General features: G+C 59.4%; 14 protein-coding genes. 4 read left to right on the top strand and 10 right to left on the bottom strand.

The features are described from left to right. Positions 1 to 3: 3 nt before the first annotated feature. The 8 genes from yegQ to yegD all read right to left on the bottom strand — a co-directional run bounded on the left by yegQ (position 4) and on the right by yegD (position 13,983). Complete coding sequence (yegQ, locus tag IB212_RS14840) at positions 4 to 1,365, bottom strand: tRNA 5-hydroxyuridine modification protein YegQ (RefSeq protein WP_041909088.1); 1,362 nt, start codon at positions 1,363 to 1,365, stop codon at positions 4 to 6. A gap of 168 nt (positions 1,366 to 1,533) precedes the next feature. After that, positions 1,534 to 2,256 (bottom strand): two-component system response regulator BaeR, encoded by a 723-nt coding sequence (gene baeR, locus IB212_RS14835; protein WP_028013814.1) that lies wholly within the window; start codon positions 2,254 to 2,256, stop codon positions 1,534 to 1,536. Further along, the gene (baeS, locus tag IB212_RS14830) at positions 2,253 to 3,656 is read right to left on the bottom strand and encodes a two-component system sensor histidine kinase BaeS (protein WP_041909090.1); all 1,404 of its coding nucleotides are present in this window, start codon (positions 3,654 to 3,656) and stop codon (positions 2,253 to 2,255) included. Before baeS ends, baeR begins: the two co-directional genes overlap by 4 nt. After that, complete coding sequence (locus IB212_RS14825; protein WP_041909091.1) at positions 3,653 to 5,068, bottom strand: MFS transporter; 1,416 nt, start codon at positions 5,066 to 5,068, stop codon at positions 3,653 to 3,655. Before IB212_RS14825 ends, baeS begins: the two co-directional genes overlap by 4 nt. After that, the gene (gene mdtC / locus IB212_RS14820; protein ID WP_041909093.1) at positions 5,069 to 8,146 is read right to left on the bottom strand and encodes a multidrug efflux RND transporter permease subunit MdtC; all 3,078 of its coding nucleotides are present in this window, start codon (positions 8,144 to 8,146) and stop codon (positions 5,069 to 5,071) included. Further along, a complete protein-coding gene (locus IB212_RS14815) occupies positions 8,147 to 11,269 on the bottom strand; it encodes an MdtB/MuxB family multidrug efflux RND transporter permease subunit (RefSeq protein WP_041909095.1) in 3,123 nt (1,040 codons plus the stop codon). Then, positions 11,269 to 12,471 (bottom strand): MdtA/MuxA family multidrug efflux RND transporter periplasmic adaptor subunit, encoded by a 1,203-nt coding sequence (locus tag IB212_RS14810; protein ID WP_041909096.1) that lies wholly within the window; start codon positions 12,469 to 12,471, stop codon positions 11,269 to 11,271. Before IB212_RS14810 ends, IB212_RS14815 begins: the two co-directional genes overlap by 1 nt. Before the next feature lie 159 nt (positions 12,472 to 12,630). Then, positions 12,631 to 13,983: a molecular chaperone gene (gene yegD, locus IB212_RS14805; RefSeq protein WP_041909098.1), complete on the bottom strand. Its 1,353-nt coding sequence runs from the start codon at positions 13,981 to 13,983 to the stop codon at positions 12,631 to 12,633. A 130-nt stretch (positions 13,984 to 14,113) separates the two neighbouring features. On the opposite strand from yegD, the gene alkA reads away from it, so the two are divergent. Continuing rightward, positions 14,114 to 14,986, top strand: a complete 873-nt coding sequence (gene alkA, locus IB212_RS14800) for a DNA-3-methyladenine glycosylase 2 (protein ID WP_188245671.1) — start codon at positions 14,114 to 14,116, stop codon at positions 14,984 to 14,986. On the opposite strand, the gene IB212_RS14795 is transcribed toward alkA, so the two are convergent. Continuing rightward, positions 14,951 to 18,280: a diguanylate cyclase gene (locus IB212_RS14795; protein ID WP_188245670.1), complete on the bottom strand. Its 3,330-nt coding sequence runs from the start codon at positions 18,278 to 18,280 to the stop codon at positions 14,951 to 14,953. The two genes, alkA and IB212_RS14795, sit on opposite strands and share 36 nt — an antisense overlap. A 343-nt stretch (positions 18,281 to 18,623) precedes the next feature. Between IB212_RS14795 and udk the strand changes: the two genes are divergently transcribed. From udk to asmA, 3 genes are all read left to right on the top strand, one after another. Further along, complete coding sequence (gene udk / locus IB212_RS14790) at positions 18,624 to 19,265, top strand: uridine kinase (protein ID WP_008500855.1); 642 nt, start codon at positions 18,624 to 18,626, stop codon at positions 19,263 to 19,265. Positions 19,266 to 19,356: 91 nt separating this feature from the next. Next, the gene (dcd, locus tag IB212_RS14785) at positions 19,357 to 19,938 is read left to right on the top strand and encodes a dCTP deaminase (protein ID WP_028013805.1); all 582 of its coding nucleotides are present in this window, start codon (positions 19,357 to 19,359) and stop codon (positions 19,936 to 19,938) included. 22 nt (positions 19,939 to 19,960) lie between these two features. After that, on the top strand, positions 19,961 to 21,811 hold the full coding sequence (gene asmA, locus IB212_RS14780) for an outer membrane assembly protein AsmA (RefSeq protein WP_188245669.1): 1,851 nt from the start codon (positions 19,961 to 19,963) through the stop codon (positions 21,809 to 21,811). A 91-nt stretch (positions 21,812 to 21,902) separates the two neighbouring features. Here asmA and IB212_RS14775 read toward each other — a convergent pair whose 3' ends face one another. Then, on the bottom strand, positions 21,903 to 23,486 hold the full coding sequence (locus IB212_RS14775; RefSeq protein ID WP_047363153.1) for a TerC family protein: 1,584 nt from the start codon (positions 23,484 to 23,486) through the stop codon (positions 21,903 to 21,905). Between the last annotated feature and the right edge of the window lie 388 nt (positions 23,487 to 23,874).

Below are 23,874 nucleotides of genomic sequence, written 5' to 3'. Positions count from 1 at the left end.
TGACTATTTGCCGTGTGGGTTTCGGGTGCTTTCACCGTTGAAGTTACGCATCAGCAGCGCGAACTCCAGCTCCACTTCTTCCGGAACCGGCAGCCAGACGGTATGCCCGTCGCCCGGCGCAACCTCAATCGCTTCGCCTTTGCCGTTTTCCAGATGCTCCAGCGTGAAGTTCATGTTGCCCTGCGGGGTCATCAGCTCCAGGCTGTCGCCTTTGGTGAACTTGTTTTTCACCGCCACGGCCGCCAGCGCGCCTTTGCGCTCGCCGGTGAAGTCGCCGACAAACTGCTGGCGCTCGGAAACGGAGTAGCCGTGCTCGTAGTTCTGGTAGTCGTCGTGGGTATGGCGGCGCAGGAAGCCTTCGGTATAGCCGCGGTGCGCCAGGCCTTCCAGCGTTTCCAGCAGGCTGGTATCGAACGGTTTACCGGCCGCCGCATCGTCGATGGCTTTGCGGTACACCTGTGCGGTACGCGCGCAATAGTAATAGGATTTGGTGCGGCCTTCGATCTTCAGGGAGTGCACGCCCATCTGCGTCAGGCGCTCAACGTGGGCGATGGCGCGCAGATCTTTTGAGTTCATGATGTAGGTGCCGTGCTCGTCTTCAAAGGCGGTCATGTACTCGCCCGGACGTTTGGCTTCTTCAATCATAAACACGCTGTCGGTTGGGGCGCCGATGCCCAGCGTTGGCTCAACGTTGGTTACCGGGATCGGCTCATGCTTGTGGACGATGTTGCCGATGTCATCCTCTTTGCCTTCCTGAACGTTATATTCCCAGCGGCAGGCGTTGGTGCAGGTGCCCTGGTTCGGGTCGCGCTTGTTGATATAGCCAGAGAGCAGGCAGCGGCCGGAGTAGGCCATGCACAGCGCGCCGTGAACGAAGATTTCAATTTCCATGTCCGGCACCTGGGTGCGGATCTCTTCGATCTCTTCGAGGGAAAGCTCTCGAGACAGAATGACGCGGGTCAGCCCCATCTGCTTCCAGAACTTCACCGTCGCCCAGTTGACGGCGTTAGCCTGTACTGAGAGGTGAATATCCATTTCCGGGAAGTTCTCCCGAACCAGCATGATTAAACCCGGGTCCGACATGATCAGCGCGTCCGGCCCCATATCCACCACCGGCTTCAGGTCACGGATGAACGTTTTCAGCTTGGCGTTGTGCGGCGCGATATTCACCACCACGTAGAATTTTTTACCCAGGGCATGCGCTTCGTTGATGCCGAGCTGCAGGTTCTCGTGGTTGAATTCGTTGTTACGCACGCGCAGCGAGTAGCGCGGCTGGCCCGCATACACGGCGTCGGCGCCATAGGCGAAAGCGTAACGCATATTTTGCAGCGTTCCCGCCGGGGAAAGGAGTTCCGGTTTAAACATGTTTGTTCTCGTTCTGATGACAGGTCAGATCCGCATGCACCAGGTGCAGCGGTAAGGGGAGATCCCCCACTTTAAGGGCGGGCATTGTAGCGCTGCGGGGCAGGGAGGTAAAGTTATTGTGCCGGGTGGCGGCTTCGCCTTACCCGGCCTGGATTAACCAGCGGCTAGCTAGGCAATCCTGCACGCATCCGCTTCCCAGCGATATCCCACGCCGTACACCGCGCGAATAAACGACTGCTCGGCGTCCAGCGCCTCCAGCTTGCGGCGCAGGTTTTTGATGTGGCTGTCGATGGTGCGGTCGGTCACCACGCGGTAATCGTCGTACAGGTGGTTCAGCAGCTGTTCGCGGGAGAAGACTTTTCCCGGCTCGTGGGAAAGGGTTTTCAGCAGGCGGAACTCCGCAGGGGTCAGGTCCAGCAGCTTGCTGCGCCAGCTCGCCTGGAAGCGGCTCTCATCCACAATCAGCGGGCTTTCGGCGTCCAGCATCTGAAGCTCGCGCTGCGGCCTGCAGCGGCGCAGAATGGTTTTCACGCGGGCCACCACCTCACGCGGGCTGTAGGGCTTGCAGATGTAGTCGTCCGCGCCAATTTCGAGCCCCAGCAGGCGGTCAATCTCTTCAATTTTGGCGGTAACCATCACGATAGGCACGTCGGAGAAGCGACGAATTTCCCGGCACAGGGTCAGGCCATCAACGCCAGGCAGCATTAAATCCAGCAGGATAAGATCCGGCGGAGTCTGGCGCACGTACGGCAGCACCTGGTCGCCGTGGCCGATCAGTGACGGGGCATAGCTGGCCGCGCGTAAATAGTCGATCAGCAGCTGTCCCAGCTTGGGTTCGTCTTCGACGATCAAAATGCGCGGCGTGTTTTCGTCAATCGGTAACTCGGTCATACTTCTCTCGATAAATCCCGTTCCAGAGGTAACTCTACTGTAATGCTAACCCCGCCAAAAGGCGAATGGGCGGCGCGAATGGTGCCATTATGCGCCTCGACGATGTTAACGCAAATCGCCAGCCCCAGGCCGGAACCGCCGCTGGCGCGGTTGCGGGAGCCTTCGGTGCGGTAAAAGCGCTCGAACAATTTTTCCAGCTGCGCGTCCTGCACGCCGGGGGCGGAATCCGCGAAGGTGAGGGCGAAGCGTCCGTTGTCCTGCCTGCCGGAGATATGCAGCCCGCCACCGCTGTCGGTGTAGCGCAGGCTGTTCTCCAGCAGGTTGTTGAACAGCTGCATCAGCCGGTCTTTGTCCCCAAATACCACCGCGCTGTCCGGCAGGGAGAGGTCGATTTTCAGGTTGCGGCTGGCAAACCGTTCCCGGAAGGCGCCGCTGGCAACTTCGAGCACGTTAATCACATCGACGGGCGCCTTCTGGTAGGCCAGTGCGCCTTCGTCGGACATGGAAAGCTGGTGGAGATCGTCCACCAGCTTGGTGAGCGTGCCCACCTCCGCCTGCAGGGAGGCCACCGATTCGGGCGTAAACTGGCGCACGCCGTCCTGAATGGCCTCGAGCTCACCGCGCAGCACCGCCAGCGGGGTGCGCAGCTCGTGGGAAATATCGGCCATAAAGTCGCGGCGCATCTGCTGGTTTTTCTCAAGCGTGCTGGCGAGTTGGTTAAAGTCCTGCGCCAGCTTGCCCAGTTCGTCCTGGCTGCGGGTGTCGACGCGGGTGGTGAAATCCCCGGCGGCCAGCTTGTGCGTGCCTTCCACCAGCCGTTTCACCGGCGCGAGCAGACCGCGCGCCAGCGGGAAGGTGGCGAGCGCGGCGAGCAGGGTGGAGAGAGCGACGATCAGCCAGCTGGTCCGGCGCTGCTGGCGGTCAAAGTTGATATCGGTGTTGCGCGTCAGGCGCTCCACCGGTGAGGCGATAACCCAGCCGACGGTCGCGTTATTCACCTTAATCGCCCGGCGGGTGCCGTCCGGCGGTATCGGCGCGCGCGGCCCAACCAGCGTGCGCATATCCTGATCGATTACCCAGAACTGGGTGCGCCAGCCGTGCGGCGGCATGCCCGGCCCCGGGCGATCGTCACCGGTGTCGTGCTCGAGCGAGCGCAGGATCTGGAAAATAAAGCGGTCGTTATTGCGCAGAAAACGCCAGTTGCCGTGCTGGGCGTACTGTTCACTCAGCGCATCGCTTAAGCCCTGTAAACGCTGCTCGTTGCCATGCTTAATGTAATCAATAAAACCGCGCTCAAAGCTGATCCGCACCGCCCAGTGCATAGTGATCAGCAGGACGATACAGGTGGCGAAGATCGCCACGAAGAGCTTGCCGGTAATACCCGGACGCCAGAATTTCATGAGCCACTCCTTTTGCCGCGCCTAATCACGACGTTCTTGCTGGTATCATCCGGCACGCGGGCAAAGATGACGGCGGGCAGGGCGATAATCACCGCCATGCTGATATAGGTATATAAAAAGACCTGATGCGCCACCGGCGTGTCGACGCTGAGGTGATGCTGGCCGTACATGCCGAGCAGTAAACCCGCGATGGTCACGCCGACGCTCATGGAGAGCTGCATCACCATCGACAGCAGGCTGTTGCCGCTGCTCGCCAGATCGTCCGGCAGGTCTTTCAGCGTCAGGGTATTCATCGACGAGAAGCGCATGGAGTTGACCATCCCCTGGCAGAACAGCACCAGCGGCAGGACGTAGTACCAGCCCATCAGCGCCACGGTCATAAACAGCAGGCTGACCAGCGACAGCCCCAGCGTGGCGGCCACCAGCACGTGACGGTAGCCAAAGCGGTTCACCACCTGCACCACGATGCGCTTCATCCCCATGCTGCCGAGCACCATCGGGATCATCATCAGGCCCGCGTGGAACGGCGAAAACCCCATGCCAATTTGCAGAAACACGGGCGTCATAAACGGCAGCATGCCGCTGCCGATACGTCCGGCGAAGCTGCCGAACAGGCCAAGACGGTAGGTAGGGTTTTTAAACAGATTCAGGCTGAACAGCGCCTGGTCATTCCCGCGAGCGTGCCACCAATACCATCCAATGGCGGTAAGGCCGAGGGCAACCAGAACGCCCAGCGTCAGGGACGAAATGCCCAGCCCCTTTTGCCCGTCGAGCGCCAGGGTGAGCGTAGCCATGCCCGCCGCCAGCAGAATAAAGCCGAAGAAATCAAAGCGTCGGGTCTGCATTTTGTAGTTCGGCATCAGCGTCAGGGTGGCGATGGCGCCGATGATGCCCACCGGCAGATTGATCAAGAAGATCCAGTGCCAGGATGCGTACTCCACCAGCATCCCGCCCAGCGCCGGGCCGAGCAGCGGCCCCACCTGGCCGGGCAGGGTGACGAAGGTCATCGCCGCCATGTACTGCTCGCGTGGCACAATCTTCATCACCGTTAACCGCCCGACGGGCACCATCATCGCCCCGCCGACGCCCTGCAGCACGCGCGCCGTCACCAGCTGGTCGAGGGTGCTGGCCTGGGCGCAAAACAGCGAGCCAGCGGTAAACAGCACGATGGCGGTAAAGAAGATATTCCGCACGCCCACTTTGTCCGCCAGCCAGCCGCTGGCAGGCAGCATCACGGCCACCGTCAGCACGTAGGAGACAATCACCATGTGCATATGCAGCGGGCTCTCCCCCAGGCTTTTCGCCATGGAGGGGAGGGCGGTGTTGACGATGGTCGTATCCAGCGACTGCATAAAGAAGCCGAAGGCGACTATCCACAATTGCCAGCGAACGTTGCTGGGAAGCTCAGTCATTTACCCGTTTACCGTTTCTCTGTTTTTACGCGAAAAGCGCAGCCGCAGGCGGTCGAAGAACAGATAGACCACCGGCGTGGTGTACAGCGTCAGCAGTTGGCTCATCACCAGGCCGCCGACGATGGTGATCCCCAGCGGCTGGCGCAGCTCTGAGCCATCGCCGCCCGAGATAACCAGCGGCAGTGCGCCAAACAGCGCCGCCAGGGTGGTCATCATGATCGGACGGAAGCGCAGCAGGCAGGCCTGGAAGATCGCCTCTTCCGGCGAGAGGTTGCCGTTGCGCTGGGCGTCCAGCGCAAAGTCCACCATCATGATGGCGTTTTTCTTAACAATGCCGATTAAAAGCATAATCCCGATAAGCGCGATCAGGCTGAACGGCGCGCCGAACAGCTCCAGCGCCAGCAGCGCCCCCACGCCCGCCGACGGCAGCGTCGAGAGGATGGTCAGCGGGTGAACGTAGCTCTCATACAGGACGCCCAGCACAATATAGACCGTGGCAATGGCCGCCAGGATCAAAATCACCTGCGAGTTCATCGTCTCCTGGAACACCTGCGCGGTCCCGGCAAAGCTGCCGCGCACGGTGGACGGCACGCCAAGCTGCGTCATCGCGCGGTTAATCGCGTCGCTGGCCTCGGAAAGCGATGAACCGGCGGGCAGGTTAAAGGAGATGGTCGACGCCGCCGACAGCCCCTGATGGTTCACCGACAGCGGCGCGTTGGCTGGCCGCCAGCTGGCAAAGTACGAGAGCGGTATCGCCTTGCCGTCGCTGTTAATCACAAACATTTTATCCAGCGCGCTGATGTCCTGGGTGTAGCGCGGATCCACCTCCATCACCACCTTATACTGGTTCATCGGCTGATAGATGGTGGAGATCTCGCGCTGGCCGAAGGCGTTATTTAGCAGGCTGTTGGCGGCTTCAACGTTGATGCCCAACCGCGACATGGTTTCGCGGTCGTAGGTGAGCGCCATCTCCGCGCCGTTGTCCTGCTGATCGGAGTTCACGTCCGCCAGCTCCGGCAGGGCGGCCAGCGCCTTACGGATCTTCGGCTCCCACTCGCGCAGGGCGGCTAAATCATCCGAGAGCAACGTGTACTGGTAGCTGGCGTTCGCCTGCCGCCCGCCGACGCGGATATCCTGAACGGCCATCAAAAACAGGTTTGCGCCCGGCTCTTTGGCGAGCTTCACACGCAGGCGGTCAATCACCTGCTGCGCCGTGTCGTTGCGCTCGCCGCGCGGCTTAAGGGTAATGAACATCATCCCGCTGTTAACGCGCGAGCCGCCGGTAAAGCCAGTGACGTTGTCTACAGCCGGATCCTCACGAATGATCTTCATAAAGTCCTGCAGCTTGCCGCGCATCGCCTGGAATGAAATGCTCTGGTCCGCCTGAATGCCGCCCATCAGCACGCCGGTGTCCTGCTCCGGGAAGAAGGTTTTAGGGATGGTGATGTACATCCAGACGTTGAGCCCAATGGTGGCGATCAGCACCAGGCCGACCAGCCGCGTGTGGTTCAGCACCCACTTCAGCGATTTGCCGTAGCTTTCCTGCATCGCCATCAGAAAACGACCAAAGCCTTTGCGGCGCGGCTGCGAGTGAGGCTTGCTGCGCTTGAGCATCCAGCCGCACATCATCGGCGTCAGCGTCAGGGAAATCACCAGCGAAATCCCGATGGCGACCGAGAGCGTGACGGCAAACTCCCGCAGCAGCCTGCCCGGCAGCCCGCCCATCAGCAGCAGCGGCAGGAAGACCGCCACAAGCGACAGGCTCATGGAAAGTACCGTAAAGCCCACCTCGCGCGTGCCCTGCAGCGCGGCCTGCAGCGGTTTCACGCCCGCTTCAAGGTGGCGGGAAATATTCTCCAGTACCACGATGGCGTCATCCACTACGAAGCCCGTCGCAATCGTCAGCGCCATCAGCGACAGGTTGTTAAGGCTAAAGCCGCACAGGTACATGGCGGCAAATGTCCCAATCAGCGACACCGGCACGGCCACCGCCGGGATCAGCGTCGCGCGGCCGGAGCGCAGGAACAGGAACACCACCAGGATCACCAGCGCGACGGAGATAATCAGCGTTTGCTCCACCTCTTCAAGCGAGGCGCGGATGGTCGGGGAGCGATCCTGGGCAATCTGCAGATCGATTGCTGCCGGGATGGTCTCCTGCAGCTCCGGGAGGCGGGCGCGAATGCTGTTCACCGTCTCAATAATGTTCGCCTCCGGCAGCTTGCGGATCATCAGCAGGATGGCCGGTCTAGCGTTGGTCATCCCGGCGTTGCGCACGTCCTGCACCGAGTCGGTGACGCTGGCGACGTCGCTCAGGCGTACCGCCGCGCCGTTGTTGTAGTGAATAATCAGCGGCTGGTATTCCGCGGCGGTTTTTAGCTCGTCGTTGGTGTGGATCTGCCAGCGGTGGCTGCCGTCCTCAATCGCCCCCTGCGGTTTACGCACGTTGGCACTGCTGATGGCGGAGCGCACGTCGTCCAGCGACACGCCCTGGTTGAACAGCGCCTGCGGGTTCAGGCCCACGCGCACGGCGGGCAGAGAACTGCCGCCAACGCTCACGTCACCCACGCCGTTGATTTGTGAAATCGTCTGCGCCAGCTGGGTCGACGCAAAGTCGTAGAGTTGCCCCTGAGAATAGGTGTCCGAGGTCAGCGTCAGGATCATGATTGGCGCGTCGGACGGATTGGCCTTGCGGTAGGTCGGACGGCTCGGCATCCCGCTCGGCAGAAGGCTTTGCGCGGCGTTGATGGCCGCCTGCACGTCACGGGCGGCACCGTTAATATCCCGGTCGAAGCTGAATTCCAGAATGATGCGCGTGCTGCCCAGCGAGCTGCTGGAGGTCATCTCGTTGACCCCCGCAATCCGCCCAAGAGAACGCTCCAGCGGCGTGGCAACGGACGAGGCCATGGTCTCCGGTGACGCACCCGGCAGCGAGGCGCTGACCATGATCACCGGGAAATCCACCTGCGGCAGGGGGGCTACTGGCAGCAGCCGGAAGCCCAGCACGCCGCACAGGGTAATGGCGACGGAGAGTAAAATCGTCGCCACCGGACGGTAAATGAAGAGGGCGAAAAACTTCACTTACGCCTCCTCTTCACGTTTCGGGAAACGGCTTTTGGTCCACAGCGCCAGGCGGTCAAACAGCAGATAGATCACCGGCGTGGTGAAGAGCGTCAGCACCTGGCTCACCAGCAGGCCCCCGACCATACCGATACCTAGCGGGCGGCGCAGCTCCGCGCCGACGCCGGTGCTGAGCATCAGCGGCAGCGCGCCCAACAGGGCGGCCAGCGTGGTCATCAGGATCGGGCGGAAACGCAGCAGGCAGGCCTGGAAGATAGCATCGCGCGGCGACATGCCCTGCTCGCGCTCGGCGGCCAGCGCAAAGTCGATCATCATGATGGCGTTTTTCTTCACGATCCCGATAAGCAGGATGATGCCGATGATGGCAATAACGTCCAGCTCGCTGCCCGCCAGCATCAATGCCAGCAGCGCCCCCACGCCCGCCGTTGGCAGGGTAGAGAGGATGGTGATCGGGTGGATAAAGCTTTCGTACAGCACGCCAAGCACGATGTACATCGCCACGACCGCCGCGACGATCAGCCAGACGGTGTTGCCCAGCGCGGCCTGGAACGCCAGCGTGCTGCCCTGGAACTGGGTCTGAATGTCGGACGGGAAGCTGAGCGCTTTTTCAGCAGCCTGGATGGCTTCCACCGCCTCGCCCAGCGAGTAACCGTCCGGCACGTTGAAGGAAATGGTGGTGGACGGGAACTGATCCAGGTGGTTAATCGACAGCGGGGTATAGCGCTCCTCCACCGTGGCGATGGCGCTCAGCGGCACAATGCCGCCGTCTTTGCTGGTCAGGCGCACCGAGTCCAGGCCGGCCAGGCCGGGGGTGTGCTCGGTGTTGTGCTCCAGCACCACGCGGTACTGGTTCGCCTGGGTGTAGATGGTGGAGATCAGGCGCTGCCCGAAGGCGTTGTACAGGGCGTTGTCCACATCAGACATGGTGATGCCCAGACGGCTGGCGGTGTCGCGGTTAACGTTGACGTAGGCCGCCAGCCCCTTGTCCTGCCAGTCGCTGCTGACGTCGGCGAGCTGCGGCAGGGTGTTAAGTTTTTCAACCAGCTGCGGCACCCAGGTGCTGAGGGCGTCAAGCGACGTAGCCTGGAGCGTGAACTGATACTGCGTGCGGCTGACCTGGGTATCAATGGTCAAATCCTGAATCGGCTGCAGGTAAAGCTCAACGCCCGGCACGCGGGCCACGGCGCTTTGCAGGCGCTCGATGACGGCGTTCACGCGGTCGTCGCGCTCATCCAGCGGCTTGAGGTTGATCTGCAGACGCGCGCTGTTGAGCGACGGATTGGTGCCATCCACCCCCACGTAGGACGTCAGGCTCTCCACCGCCGGGTCTTTCATGATGATTTCAGACACCTGCTGCTGGCGCTGCGCCATGTTCGCGAAGGAGACCGACTGCGGAGCCTGAAGCGTGCCCTGAATAATGCCGTTATCCTGGATGGGGAAGAAACCTTTCGGAATAAAAATCCACAGCATTACGCTGAGCGCCAGCGTGCCCAGCGCCACGCCAAGTGTGGCCCACGGATGGTTCAGCACTTTCGCCAGCACGCGACCGTAGGCGGCAATAATTTGCTCGAACATCCGCTCGGAGGCGCGGGAGAAGCGGTTTTGCTTGCGCAGGGATTCGTGGCTCAGCATGCGGGCGCACATCATCGGCGTCAGGGTCAGCGACACCACGGCGGAGATCAAAATGGCGACCGCCAGCGTGACGGCAAACTCGCGGAACAGACGCCCGACGATATCGCCCATAAACAGCAGCGGGATCAGCACCGCAATCAATGAGAAGGTCAGCGAGATAATGGTGAAGCCGATCTCGCCTGCGCCCTTCAGCGCGGCGGCTAAGGGCTTCTCGCCTTTTTCGATATAGCGCGAAATGTTCTCGATAACGACGATGGCGTCATCCACCACGAACCCGGTGGCGATAGTCAGCGCCATCAGCGTCAGGTTGTTGATCGAAAAGTCGAGGAACACCATCACCGCAAAGGTCCCGACCAGAGAGAGCGGCACGGCGACGGCGGGGATAATGGTTGCCGGAACGTTGCGCAGGAACAGATAGATGATCATCACCACCAGCGCAATCGCCAGCATCAGCTCGAACTGGGTATCGGTGACCGACGCGCGAATGTTGGTGGTGCGGTCGGAAAGGACTTTTACGCTGACCGATTTCGGCAGGCTTTCAATCAGCTGCGGCAGCATGGTGCGGATGCTGTCGGCGGTTTCGATGATGTTGGCGCCCGGCTGGCGCTGCACGTTCATCACGATCGCCTGCTGCTTGTTCGCCCACGCGCCGAGCCAGCTGTTTTCCGCGCCTTGTTCCACGGTGGCGACATCGCCCAGGCGGATCGGCGCGCCGTTCTGGTAGGCCACAATCAGCTGACGGTATTCGTCGGCGGACTGCATCTGGTCGTTTGCCGAGAGGGTGACCGCACGGGTCGGGCCGTCCAGCGAGCCTTTCGCCGAGTTGACGTTGGCACTGCTAATGGCGGTGCGGATGGTTTCGCTGGTCAGCCCCAGCGCGGCAATCGCCTGTGCGTTAAGCTTCACGCGCACGGCCGGGCGCTGGCCGCCCGCCAGCGTGACGAGGCCGACGCCGGAGACCTGAGAAATCTTCTGCGCCACGCGAGTTTCGACCATGTCTTCGACCTGGGTCATCGGCATGGCGGAGGAGGTGACGGCCAGCGTCATGATCGGCGGATCCGCCGGGTTCACCTTGCTGTAGACCGGCGGGTTAGGCAGGTCCGACGGCAGCAGGTTGGTGGCGGCGTTGATGGCGGCCTGCACTTCCTGCTCGGCGACGTCCAGTGACAGCGTTAGCTGGAACTGCAGCGTCACGACGGATGCCCCGCCGGAACTCTGGGAGGACATCTGTTTTAACCCAGACATCTGGCCAAACTGGCGCTCCAGCGGGGCGGTAATGGCGGACGTCACCACGTCCGGGCTGGCGCCAGGATAGAGAGTGACAACCTGAATCGTTGGATAATCCACCTCCGGCAGCGCCGACACGGGCAGGAAGCGGTAGCCAATGATCCCGGCCAGCAGGATCGCCACCATCAACAGCGTGGTGGCGACAGGGCGGAGGATAAACAGGCGTGACGGCCCACCTGTAGAGCTCGGGGGCATAACCTGCATCAGGAGGTCGCTCCCTGTTTCGCAGGTTCAACCACCTCAACTTTCGCGCCTTCGGTGAGACGGTCGATGCCGTCGGTGACCACGCGGTCGCCGGCGGAAAGCCCGGCGCTGATGACCACCGTCTGGCTGTCCTGAATCCCGGTTTTCACCAGATGCTTGCTCACTTTATTGTCGCTGTTCAGCACCCAGACAAAGCTTCCTTCGTTACCCATCTGCAGCGCTGCGGTGGGGATCACTACCGCGTTCTCTTCGGTAGCGACCAGCATTCGCGCGTTGACGAACTGGTTCGGGAAGAGAGCATCGTCCTGGTTGTTAAAGCGCGCCTTCAGCTTGATGGTGCCGGTGGTGGTATCGATCTGGTTGTCCAGACTAAGCAGGGAACCCTCGCTCAGCTTCTGCTTGTTGGTGCGGTCCCAGGCTTCCACCACCAGGCCTTTGCCGGCTTTTTGCGCCTGCATGACGGTTGCGATATCGCTTTCCGGCAGGGTAAAGACTAAATCAATCGGGTGGGTCTGGGTGATCACCACGATGCCCGTGGTGTCGCCGCTGGAGATCTGGTTACCGATATCGACCTGCTTCAGGCCCACGCGTCCGTCAATCGGCGCGGTGATGCGGCTCCAGTCCAGCTGCAGCTGCGCGCTGGCGACGGCGGCCTCGTCGGCTTTGATGGTGCCCTGCGTTTCGCTGACCAGCGACTGCTGGGTGTCCAGCTCCTGACGAGAAACGAGGTTGGTTTTCACCAGCTGCTGGTAGCGCGCCAGATCGCGACGGGCGTTGGCGAGGGTGGCTTTGTCTTTCGCGAGCTGCCCCTGCGCCTGAGCGAGGGCGACTTTAAACTGGCTCGGGTCGATTTCCGCCAGCAGATCGCCCGCTTTGACCTGCTGACCTTCCTGGAAGTGGATCGCGATGAGCTGACCGTCAACGCGGCTGCGCACCGTGGCGGTGTTGGCGGCGGTAATGGTTCCGAGCCCCGTCAGATAACGCGGAACGGCTTTGCTCACCGCCGTCGCCGCCTGAACCGGTGCCAGCGCGCCGCCGCGCATGCCGTGACGGCCGCCGCCAGCCGGGCGCTGGGCCTGGCTGCTGGCGCCAGCGGGAGCGGCGGAGTTCGCAGATTGACTGTGCCAGTACCAGGCGGCGGCAAGGACCACCACAATGATGCCAGCGGCGATTGCCCAGCGGGATTTGTTACTGCCTTTCATCGTTATACGTTCTCATCCTGAATACTTCGGGGAATGATACTAGTTTAGTCAGCTAACACAGCGGAAAAATGGAGGAAATATGGAAGACTGTCAGGAATGGTCTGAGTGTGGCGATCGTTTTAGCCGGGTAAGGCGAAGCCGCCACCCGGCACAACCGCACTAGCTAAACATCACCTGCGCCCAGCGCGCCAGCCCTGCGGTAACGGAGCCAAAGTCATCCCCACCGGCAATCGGAATGCCCGGCAGTTGTTCCGCCAGCGCTTTCTTGATCAGCGGCGAACGGGCGCTACCGCCGGTCAGGTAGATCACATCCGGCTTCTCTTTGCCGTTCTCCAGCGCCAGCTGGACCTGCTCCAGAATGCGCTGCAGCGGCTGAGCAAGCGCCGTCTCCAGCCCCTCCTGTGAAATCGCCGTGGCCAGATCCTCGCTGATAAACGGCAAGGAGACCGCATGTTCAGGACGGTCGGAAAGGGCGATTTTGCACTCCTCCGCAGTTCGCACCACGCGGTAGCTCAGGCGCTGACGCCACACTTTATAGAGCAGGGCGACCTTCTCGGCATCCTGCGCGTCGCGCACCAGGTCGTTGAGGAAGCGCCCGTTCGCGGTGCTGTAAAAATCACTCTGCGCCGGAACATCGTTGATGGCAATCGCGTTCCACCACGGCAGGATCGGCAGGGCAATGCCTTTTTCCGTTTGCCCGCCCATGCCCAGCAGCGGCATCAGGCTCTTAAAGGCCAGGGCGATATCCAGATCGTTGCCGCCTACGCGGCAGCCGCTGTGCCCGAGCAGGCTGTTTTCGCGGTCACGACGGTGATGCCACTGCGGCCCCATCAGCAGCAGCGAGCAGTCCGTTGTACCGCCCCCGATGTCGACGACCAGCACGCGCTTCTCTTCCGTCAGCGTGGCTTCAAAATCCAGCCCCGCCGCAACCGGCTCGTACTGAAACACCACGTCGCGGAATCCCGCCCGGTGCGCCGCACGTTCAAGGATCCCCTGCGCCTGCTGGTTGGCTTCGTCACCGCCCAGCCCCTGGAAGTTGATCGGGCGGCCAATCACCGCCTGGGTGATAGTATCCGGCACCTGCGACTGCGCCTGATTGCGGATATGCAACATCATGGCGCACACCAGATCTTCAAACATCGCCACCTGCTGCGGCTTCAGGCCGCTCGCGCCGAGGAAGGACTTTGGCGATTTAACGAAGTAGACCTCTTCCGGGTCTTCAATGTAATGCCCGAGCGAGGAGAGGCCAAACTGCACGCTGGAAGGGGTAACGTCGATGTCTTCCTCGCGGTTAAAGCTGACCGCCCGACGCAGCAGCGCCTGGGTCTCCGCCGCGGTAGCCGGAACCTGATGGTGGCGGAACAGCCACTCGCTCACCGCTTCGCGCGTCGGCGCGCAGAGCATTGACGGCAGCAGCGTGCTCTCTTTTTCCATTTTCAGAAGCTGCGGTTGGCCGTTTTGCATGATCGCAACCGAGCAGTTTGCCGTACCGTAGTCAAATCCAATAAACACGATTAATCCCCATGCCGGTGAGAAGGGGCGAGACTTTAACGAAATGTCTGCATCGCGACAACAGGAATATGAAAGCAAGGCGAAACAAGGTCTTTCCGTTTATGCTGATAAAAATAAAAAAGGAGCAGCGATGTATACCCTGACGTGGCAACCCCCTTACGACTGGCAGTGGATGTTTGGCTTTCTTGGCGCGCGTGCGGTGACGGGCATTGAAACCGTCACGAGCGACTACTACGAGCGCAGCTTTGCCTGCGACGGCCATCAGGGGATATTTCGCGTGACGCCGGATATCGCTACCCATACGCTGATTGTGACGCTCAGCCCGGGGTTGGTTCCGGTTGCGCAGACGTGTCTTGAACGCATCGCGCGCCTGTTCGATCTCGCCTGTAACCCGCAGCACATCGCGGATACGCTGGGGGATCTCGGCGCTGCCCGCCCCGGCTTGCGTCTGCCGGGGGCGATGGATGCGTACGAGCAGGGCGTACGGGCCATTCTCGGGCAGTTGGTCAGCGTGGCGATGGCGGCGAAACTGGCTTCCCGCGTTGTCGCCCTGTGCGGTGAGCCGGTGAAGGATGCACCGGGTTATGTCTGCTTTCCCTCCCCGCAAGCGCTGGCCGCTGCCGATCCGCTGGCGCTCAAGGCGCTCGGGATGCCGGTAAAACGCGCGGAGGCGCTGATTCATCTGGCGCAGTCGGTTGTTGACGGGACGTTTCCGCTGACGCCGCCCGAGGACGTTGAGGCGGGCATGAAGGCGCTGCAGCAGCGGCCGGGCATCGGGCGCTGGACGGCAAATTACCTGGCCCTGAGAGGCTGGCAGGCGAAAGATGTGTTCCTGCCGGATGATTATCTGATTAAGCAACGCTTCGCCGGGATGACCCCCGCGCAGATCCGTCGTTACGCCGAGCGCTGGCAGCCGTGGCGCTCCTACGCGCTGCTGCACATCTGGTATACCGACGGCTGGATGCCGTCAGTTGATGGCGAAATAACTGGTGTTGAGCAGTAGATCCAGCGGCTGCGGCTCGGCGATGGTGTCGCCAAAGATAAAATCAATGCCGATGCCGGAAAGCGTATCCATCATGATGGGCTGGTTGCAGGGACCCGCGATGGTTTTCATCCCCAGACGCTGGGCGTGGCCCTGAACGATGGTCACCATCATCTCATCCATCAGATTACCATACACGTTGCTCACCACCTCGGCGTCCAGCATCAGATAATCGGCCATGTTCGGGCTCAGGTGGCTGAAGACGTTCATGTCGCGCCCTATCTGGCTGAAGATCACCCGGCAGCCCGCCTGGCGAAGCTTTTGCAGCCCTCGCTGCAGGTTCTCATCCGGGTTACACACCACGTCGCTCGCGATAACCAGATGCAGCAGACGGCCCGGCATGGGGCTGTTATCGAGCAGCTCGAGGAGTTCATCGACCAGCGTTACGCTGGCTAAACCGGCGGCAGAAAGCGGCAGTGCTACCCCCATCCCTTTACGGGCGACCTGTGCGGCAGAGGTGCGGAAAAACTCACCAAAGATACGTCTGTCGAGGGCGTGCAGCAGTTCGGGCTCCGCCAGACCAGAACGGAAGGCGTGCTCCTCCTGGACTTCACCCTGGCTGGTCCACAGGCGTAGCGAAATCAGCCAGAAGTTACAGCTTTCCGGTATGCGCGGGGAGGCGACGCTGCGGGCTATCATCATCAGATGATTGTCTTTGATCATATGCCACTGTTCGTCCAGCGACATCATGCTGCGCGCGCTCCGATCCCGCTCCTGCTGCGGTTCGTACACCGTCACGATGCCGCGGCCGCTGTTTTTCGAGGCATAACAGGCAATATCCGCCTGCGACATCACTTCTGACGCCTGGTTATTATGCTCATCAATCAGCGTGATCCCTGCGCTGGCGCCAATCCGGTGCAGGCGACCTTCCCACATAAAGTGATAGTCATTGATGGTATGGATCAAACGACCGGTGATATAGCGCGCGCTCTCAATATTGCAGTCCGGCAGCAGCAGCCCAAACTCGTCGCCGCCCAGGCGCGCCAGCACGTCGCTGGAGCGAAGCATGGTTAACATCATGGAAGAGAGTTCCCGCAGCAGGGCATCTCCCGCCGCATGGCCTGCGCTATCATTGACGGCTTTGAAGCGGTCCAGATCGATAAAGACCAGCGCATGACGCTGACGCGTCTCGCGAACGGTTTGCAGAAGCCGTTTGAGATGGTTTTCGAAGCTGACCCGATTTGCCAGGTGGGTGAGGGCATCGTGCGACGCGCTGTAGCTTAGCTGACGCAGCATTTTGCGCGACTCGGTGACGTCCTGAATAACGATCACCGAGCCAATACTGTGCCCATCAAGGGTACTGAGTGGCGTAATGCTGTAGTGGATATCAAACGATCCGCCGGTGCGGCAGTTCAGCACTACATCCTGGTCGATATCGGAGCGTGACATATCGCCGCTGTGAATATTCTCCATCAGCTGGCCCCGTTCCCCAAAGGTGATGTGTAACACCTTCAGGATCGGCTGGCCGATGGCCTCGGTCTGCAGCCAGCCGCTCATCTTCTCGGCGACCGGGTTCATAAAGGTGACGTTCATGTCGATATCGGTACAGAGCACCGCTTCGCCGATGGAGTCGAGCGTGATGTGCAGACGCTCTTTTTCCTGAAACAGCGCTTCGTTAAGCTCCTTCACCTCGGTCATGTCCATATTGATGCCGAGCAAACGTTCGACTTCACCCTCTTTATTCAGCACCCGGTTGGCCAGGGATCGTATATGGCGCACGCCTTCCTTCACGCGGATACGGAATTCAAGCTTAAACGGCAGACGAGAAACCAGTGAATCCCGCAGCACCTGCTCCGCATGGGCGCGATCCTCCGGCAATATTCTTTCGTGCCAGAGCTGCCAGGTGGGCTTAATGTGCGGCGGAATTTCATACAGTTCAAACATTCGCTTATCCCAGCTGATGATGTCTGGCTCCAGATCCCACTCCCAGATGCCGATGCCGCCCGCTTCGTTGGCCAGCGTAATGCGCTCCATCAGGCGCTTATTGACCCACTCGGTCTGCTTCAGGTCGTTAATGTCTTCAATCTGGGCGATGAAATAGAGCGGCGAGCCATCGGCATGGCGCACGACGGAGACGGCCAGAAGCGCCCAGACGACCTCTCCGTTGCGTGTGTAATAGCGCTTTTCAAGGGTGTAGGTGTTGATCTCGCCGTTGACCAGCTGTTCCAGCTGTTCCAGGTCGGTATGCAAATCTTCCGGCCAGGTGAGCTGCTGGAAGGTGAGCGACTGTAGCTCGGTCTGGCTGTAACCGAGGAAATTGCACAGCGCCTTGTTGGCCTGAAGCCACTGGCCCTCCATGCTGACTAACGCCATACCGATGGCGGAATACTCCATTGCATTACGAAAGCGCTCTTCGCTCTCGGTGATGTGTTTGCGTTCGGCACGGAAGGCATACATCACCATGGTCATCACGTTAGCGGGGAGGAGGAGCATCAGGAACGGCAGCCACGGCGCGTTCATCATCGGCCCGGCATGTTGGGTGGTCAGCGCCGAAGGGTTATGGGCAATCATCAGTGAAACGACCATCACGGTAACCAGAAACACCATGAACGCTTCCATCCGCGGCAAGCGCACAGCGCTCCACATCAGCAGGACAATCACGCAGGTAAAGGGCCACGGCAGCCAGGTGATGGATGCCCAACTGAGGGCCAGCGTTACGGCCATGGTAACCAGGGTTTCCAGCAGCAATCTCGGATCACGGTGGCGGAGCAGGTAATGGGATTTAAACAGCAGCCCCAGCGGCACCAGCGCCAGCGCGCCAATGGATTCAGATAGCACCCAGACGATGAAATTACGCAGCGGCTCAGGGCCGGGGATCAGAAGCGTCATCAGAATACCGCCCACCAGCGGCGGCACCAGCGCGCTGCCTATTGCCAGGCGGATCCAGTCGTTTAGATTTTGCAGCGGGTTGTACCACGGAAGCAGCTTGCGCAGTAACACGGCACCGATGATGGCCTCAATAACGTTTATTGCGGTGTAGGTGGGGTTTATCGACGCCCAGGAGAACATCATCCACGAGGCCAGAATATTGCCAAATGAACAGGCCAGGGCTATCCCGGGCCACATTTTTCCTGCATGGCGGTAAAACGCCACCATCATAATGGCGGTAGGAAACCAGAGTGGCGCCAGCAGGGTACCGAAGCGGGTAAGCTCCAGCGAAAATAAGGTAAAGATAAAGGTGACCAGGCCCAGACAGACAAGTCGTAATAAAGGATGTGGGGTGGTAACCAAAACCCGCTGGTATTGTTTATTCATTACCGCTTTATCCAGAGACGCCATGCCGTCAGGAGAGAAGTGCGCACGAGTGAATTTGATAATTTGGTTTATGCTAGTACAAACAATTTACAATTCATATGGCGACTGCTCATAATTTGACATCATAGACTTATTAAATAGTTACTCGCTAAAAAATTCCTGTTAAACGCTGAAAAAACGGTCATTAAAATTTCTCTCAGGGAGCAATGCGCCACTTTTCAGCCTGTCTCGCAGAACCTGCGCATTCGACTGGTATCACGCCCGCGAAATCCCTATAATTGCCGCGTTTGACGCTCCGGCGTCGTCCTTCCTTAACATCCAGGTTATTCAGGTCGCTAAATTTATGACTGATAAGTCTCATCAGTGCGTCATTATAGGCATCGCCGGCGCATCGGCTTCAGGTAAAAGTCTAATTGCCAGTACGCTTTATCGCGAACTGCGTGAACAGGTAGGTGATGAGCATATCGGCGTCATTCCCGAAGACAGCTACTACAAAGATCAATCCCATCTGTCGATGGAAGAACGTGTAAAAACCAACTACGACCACCCGAATGCGATGGATCACAGTTTACTGTTCCAGCATTTAGAAGCGCTTAAGAGCGGCCAGGCGATTGAACTGCCCGTTTACAGTTACGTAGAACACACCCGTACCCAGGAAACGATCCGCATCGAGCCGAAGAAGGTCATTATCCTTGAAGGCATCCTGCTCCTGACCGATGCCCGCCTGCGTGAATCCATGAACTTCTCCATCTTCGTCGATACCCCGCTGGATATCTGCCTGATGCGCCGCATCAAGCGTGACGTTAACGAGCGCGGCCGTTCGATGGACTCCGTCATGGCGCAATACCAGAAAACGGTCCGTCCGATGTTCCTGCAGTTTATTGAACCCTCCAAACAATACGCCGATATCATCGTGCCTCGCGGGGGCAAAAACCGCATTGCTATTGATATCTTAAAAGCGAAAATCAGCCAGTTTTTTGAATAAGCCGCGCGAATTGTGTACCGTTCAGAGATAACCTGGTTTTACCCTAAGCGTTCAACGGCTCAGGGTACGATGCATGAAAGGAGAAACAACCATGCGTCTTTGCGATCGTGATATTGAAGCCTGGCTGGATGAAGGCCGCTTGTCTATTACCCCACGTCCCCCCGTGGAGCGTATCAATGGGGTGACCGTTGATGTACGGTTGGGGAATAAATTCCGCACCTTTAGCGGCCATACTGCGCCGTTCATCGACCTCAGCGGGCCGAAGGATGAAGTCAGTGCCGCGCTCGATCGCGTCATGAGTGATGAAATCATCATTGACGAAGGCGAAGCTTTTTATCTGCACCCGGGTGAACTGGCGCTGGCGGTGACGTATGAATCCGTGACCCTGCCTGCGGATCTCGTCGGCTGGCTTGATGGCCGTTCTTCTCTGGCCCGCCTGGGGCTGATGGTTCACGTGACCGCGCACCGTATCGACCCAGGCTGGTCCGGCCGTATCGTGCTGGAGTTCTTCAATGCCGGTAAACTGCCGCTGGCGCTGCGCCCCGGAATGATGATCGGTGCGTTAAGCTTTGAACCGCTCACAGGCCCGGCAGACAGGCCTTATAACCGCCGCCAGGACGCAAAATACCGCGACCAGCAGGGTGCGGTTGCCAGCCGTATTGATAAAGACTGATCGTTAGTCCATTGAGGATGCCATGAGAAGAGTTCTGACAACGCTGATGATTTTGCTGGTAGTGCTGGTTGCTGGCCTTTCGGCGTTGGTTCTGCTGGTTAACCCGAATGATTTCCGCGCTTACATGGTGCGGCAGGTCGAGGCACGCAGTGGTTACCAACTGAAGCTTGACGGGCCGCTGCGCTGGCACGTCTGGCCGCAGCTCAGCATTCTCTCTGGCCGCATGTCGTTAACCGCGCCGGGCGCGGCACAGCCGCTGGTCTCTGCGGACAACATGCGTCTCGATGTGGCGCTGATCCCGCTCATCTCCCATCAGCTGCAGGTTAATCAGGTGATGCTGAAGGGCGCGGTCATTCAGCTTACCCCGCAGACCGAAGCCGTGCGCGACGCGAATGCGCCGGTTGCGCCGCGCGAGAATACCTTACCGGATGAACCGTCCGATACGGGCTGGTCCTTTGATATAGGCAAACTGAAAGTGGCCGATAGCGTGCTGGTATTCCAGCATGAGGATCAGGAGCAGGTCACCGTTCGCAACATCAACCTGCAGATGGAACAGGATGAACACCATCTTGCGTCGCTGGAATTTAGCGGACGGATAAACCGCGACCAGCGCGATCTGTCCCTCTCGTTGAATGCAAACGTGAATGCGTCGGACTACCCGCATCAGTTGACGGCCGACATCAAGCAGCTTAGCTGGCAGCTGACGGGAGCGGATCTCCCGACCCAGGGGATCGCCGGGCAGGGGACGCTGCAGGCCGTATGGCGCGAAGAGCAAAAACAGCTGGCGCTGGATAACCTTAACCTGCAGGCCAACGACAGCAACCTGAAAGGGCAGGCGAGCGTCACGCTCGACGATAAGCCGAAGTGGGTGCTGAACCTGCAGTTTGACAAGCTCAACCTGGAGAACATCCTGCCACCGGTGCCGGCAAGCGCAACGGACAGCGATGCCGTGCAGACGGGGCAAAGCCAGTCACCGGTGTCGCGTCCGGTTATCTCATCCAACCTTGAACAGCCTGACTATAACGTGCTGCGCGGCTTCACGGCGGATATTCTGCTGAAAGCCAACAGCGTGCGCTGGCGCGGTATTGATTTTACCGACGTGAGCGGCCAGATGTTCAACCACAACGGGTTGCTGGTAATTTCAGAACTGAGCGGCAAAATGGGGGCGGGTCACCTGTCACTTCCGGGTACGCTGGACGTGCGTAAGGACGTTGCCAGCGCTGAATTCCAGCCGCGTCTCGACAACGTTGAGATTGGCAGCATCCTCAAAGCCTTTAACTATCCGATATCCCTGACGGGTCAGTTGACGCTGGCGGGCGATTTCTCAGGCACCAAAATTGATGCCAACGCCTTCCGCCGTGAGTGGCAGGGCGAGGCGCATGTTGACCTGAAAGATTCGCGAATGGAAGGGCTCAACTTTCAGCAGCTGGTTCAGCAGGCGGTGGAGCGCAGCAGCGATGTTAAAGCCCAGGAAAACTACGACAGCGCAACGCGCCTCGACAGCTTCACCACTGACCTGACGCTGGATAATGGGGTGCTGACGCTGGCCGGGATGCAGGGAACTTCATCTATGCTGTCGTTAACCGGAGAAGGCTCGCTGGATCTGGTCAAAGAGACGGCGGACACGCGCTTTAACGTCCGGGTGCTTTCCGGCTGGCAGGGCGAAAGCAAGCTGATTGACTTCCTCAAAGAGACGCCGGTTCCGCTTAGCGTATACGGCAAATGGCAGGCGCTGAACTACAGCCTTCAGGTAGATCAGATCCTGCGTAAGCATCTGCAGGATGAAGCGAAGCGTCGGCTCAACAGCTGGGCGGATCGTAATAAAGATTCCCAGAACGGCAAGGATGTGAAGAAGCTTCTGGATAAGCTTTGACGGCGGTGTGGCCTGATGGCCTCACCCAGACCCTCTCCCACGGGAGAGGGGCAAACACTAAAACGGCAACGGGGTTGCCGTTTTAGTTTACCTAAACCTCAAAATCCAGCTCTTCCTCATCCCGCAGTGGAATAAGCTGCACTTTCTGCACGCGATGGTTTTCAATCTGCAGGGTTTTAAGCAGATAGTCGCCCACCTGAACCTCTTCTCCCGGCTGCGGGATGCGCTGCAAATACTCCATCAGCAGACCGGCAATGGTGTGGTATTCCCGTTTTTCATCCAGCGGTAGCGGCACGTACTGCACAAGGTCTTCCAGCGGCATGTGGCCGTTGGCCGTCCACGAGCCGTCAGCGTTTTTCTGAATGTCGTGGCGGGCATCAATCTCATCCACCTCGTTTGGCAGATTACCGGCGATGGTTTCCATTACGTCGCTGAGCGTGACCAGCCCTTCCACCGAACCAAATTCATCCACCACAAACGCGAAATGGGTGCGCGCGTTGCGGAACTGCTCCAGCGCGGAGAGCAGCGGAAGCGCTTCCGGGAAGACCAGCGGCTGGCGTACCAGCGCGCGCAGGTTGAGCGGCTCGCCGTGCAGCTGCTGCTGGAGCAGGTCAATCACGTGTACCACCCCCAGCAGCTCCTCTTCCTCTTCACCGCCGGTGACCACCACCCGGGTGTGCTGGTTTTTATCCAGCAGGGCGCGGATCTGCTCTTCTGGTGCCGTGAGGTCAATATGCTCAATGTCATGCCGGGAGGTCATGATGCTGCTGACCGTGCGCTGATTCAGGTTGAGCACGCGCTCGATCATCAGCCGCTCCTGCGGGTTAAAGATTTGCCCGTCGCTGTGATCGGCCAGCAGGGCAGAGGATTCGGCGTCCAGCTCGGCATCCTCTTTTCTGCCGCTCAACAGGCGCATCACGGTGTCGGCCGTGCGCTGGCGCAGGGTCTGATTCGCGGAGAGAAACCGGCGGCGGTTAAATATCGCCAGCTGGTTGAGCGCTTCGATCATGACGGAGAAGCCAATGGCGGCGTACAGGTAGCCTTTCGGAATGTGGAAGCCGAAACCGTCGGCGACCAGGCTGAAGCCAATCATCAGCAGGAAGCTGAGGCAGAGGATCACGATTGTCGGGTGGCTGTTCACAAAGCGGGTCAGTGCTTTGCTCGCCATCACCATCAGCGTGATGGCGATGATTACCGCGGCCATCATGACGGCGAGATGGTCCACCATCCCGACGGCGGTAATCACCGAATCCAGGGAGAAGACCGCATCGAGCACCACAATTTGCGCCACCACCGGCCAGAATCTCGCCCCGCGTCGCTGGGTCGGGTTCTCGCTGTCCTTGCCTTCGAGCCGCTCGTTAAGCTCCACCGTGGCTTTGAACAGCAGGAACAGCCCGCCGAAGAGCATGATCAGGTCGCGCGCGCTAAAGCTCAGGCCACGAACGGAGAACAGAGGCTGAGTGAGCGTGACCATCCAGGAGATAGAGGCCAGCAGCAGTAAACGCATCACCATCGCCAGCAGCAGACCCGTCACGCGCGCGCGGTCGCGCTGGGAAGGGGGCAGTTTTTCAGCGAGGATGGCGATAAACACCAGATTATCAATACCGAGCACTAATTCGATGACGACCAGCGTCACCAGCCCGGCCCAGATTGATGGATCGGCAATCCATTCCATAGTAATAGCAATACCTTCTGTTATATGACGAATGTCACACTTCGATCATGGATAAAGCTGGGGGAAAATGCAATGTCGGGCTGAGATTTCTCTTAATACGATGCGTAAAAAAGAGAGCAGTCTCAGGTGAGTGTAAATAAGCAAAATACGTATATTTTATTATTCTGAGTGCTTTTTAGGATATATCGCAGATAATGGTTTTTACTCTCTCTTTGTCAATATAAAGAAAATCCTAAAAGGTCAAAACTTTGCTCTTAATATTAATCTTAAAAACAGATATTAGGACAGTTGTCTCCTTGCCTGCTATTAGGTTAGCTGCAACAATTCTCCCAGCATCAAATGTTAAATCTTGTTGTTGCTATTATTGTTTTGGTCTTCGGAATGGTCA

The organism is Enterobacter sp. E12 (assembly GCF_014596715.2).
Taxonomy (GTDB): Bacteria; Pseudomonadota; Gammaproteobacteria; order Enterobacterales; family Enterobacteriaceae; genus Enterobacter; species Enterobacter bugandensis.
The sequence above is the reverse complement of the archived record's forward strand: the minus strand, read 5'-3'. Positions and strand labels throughout refer to the sequence as shown.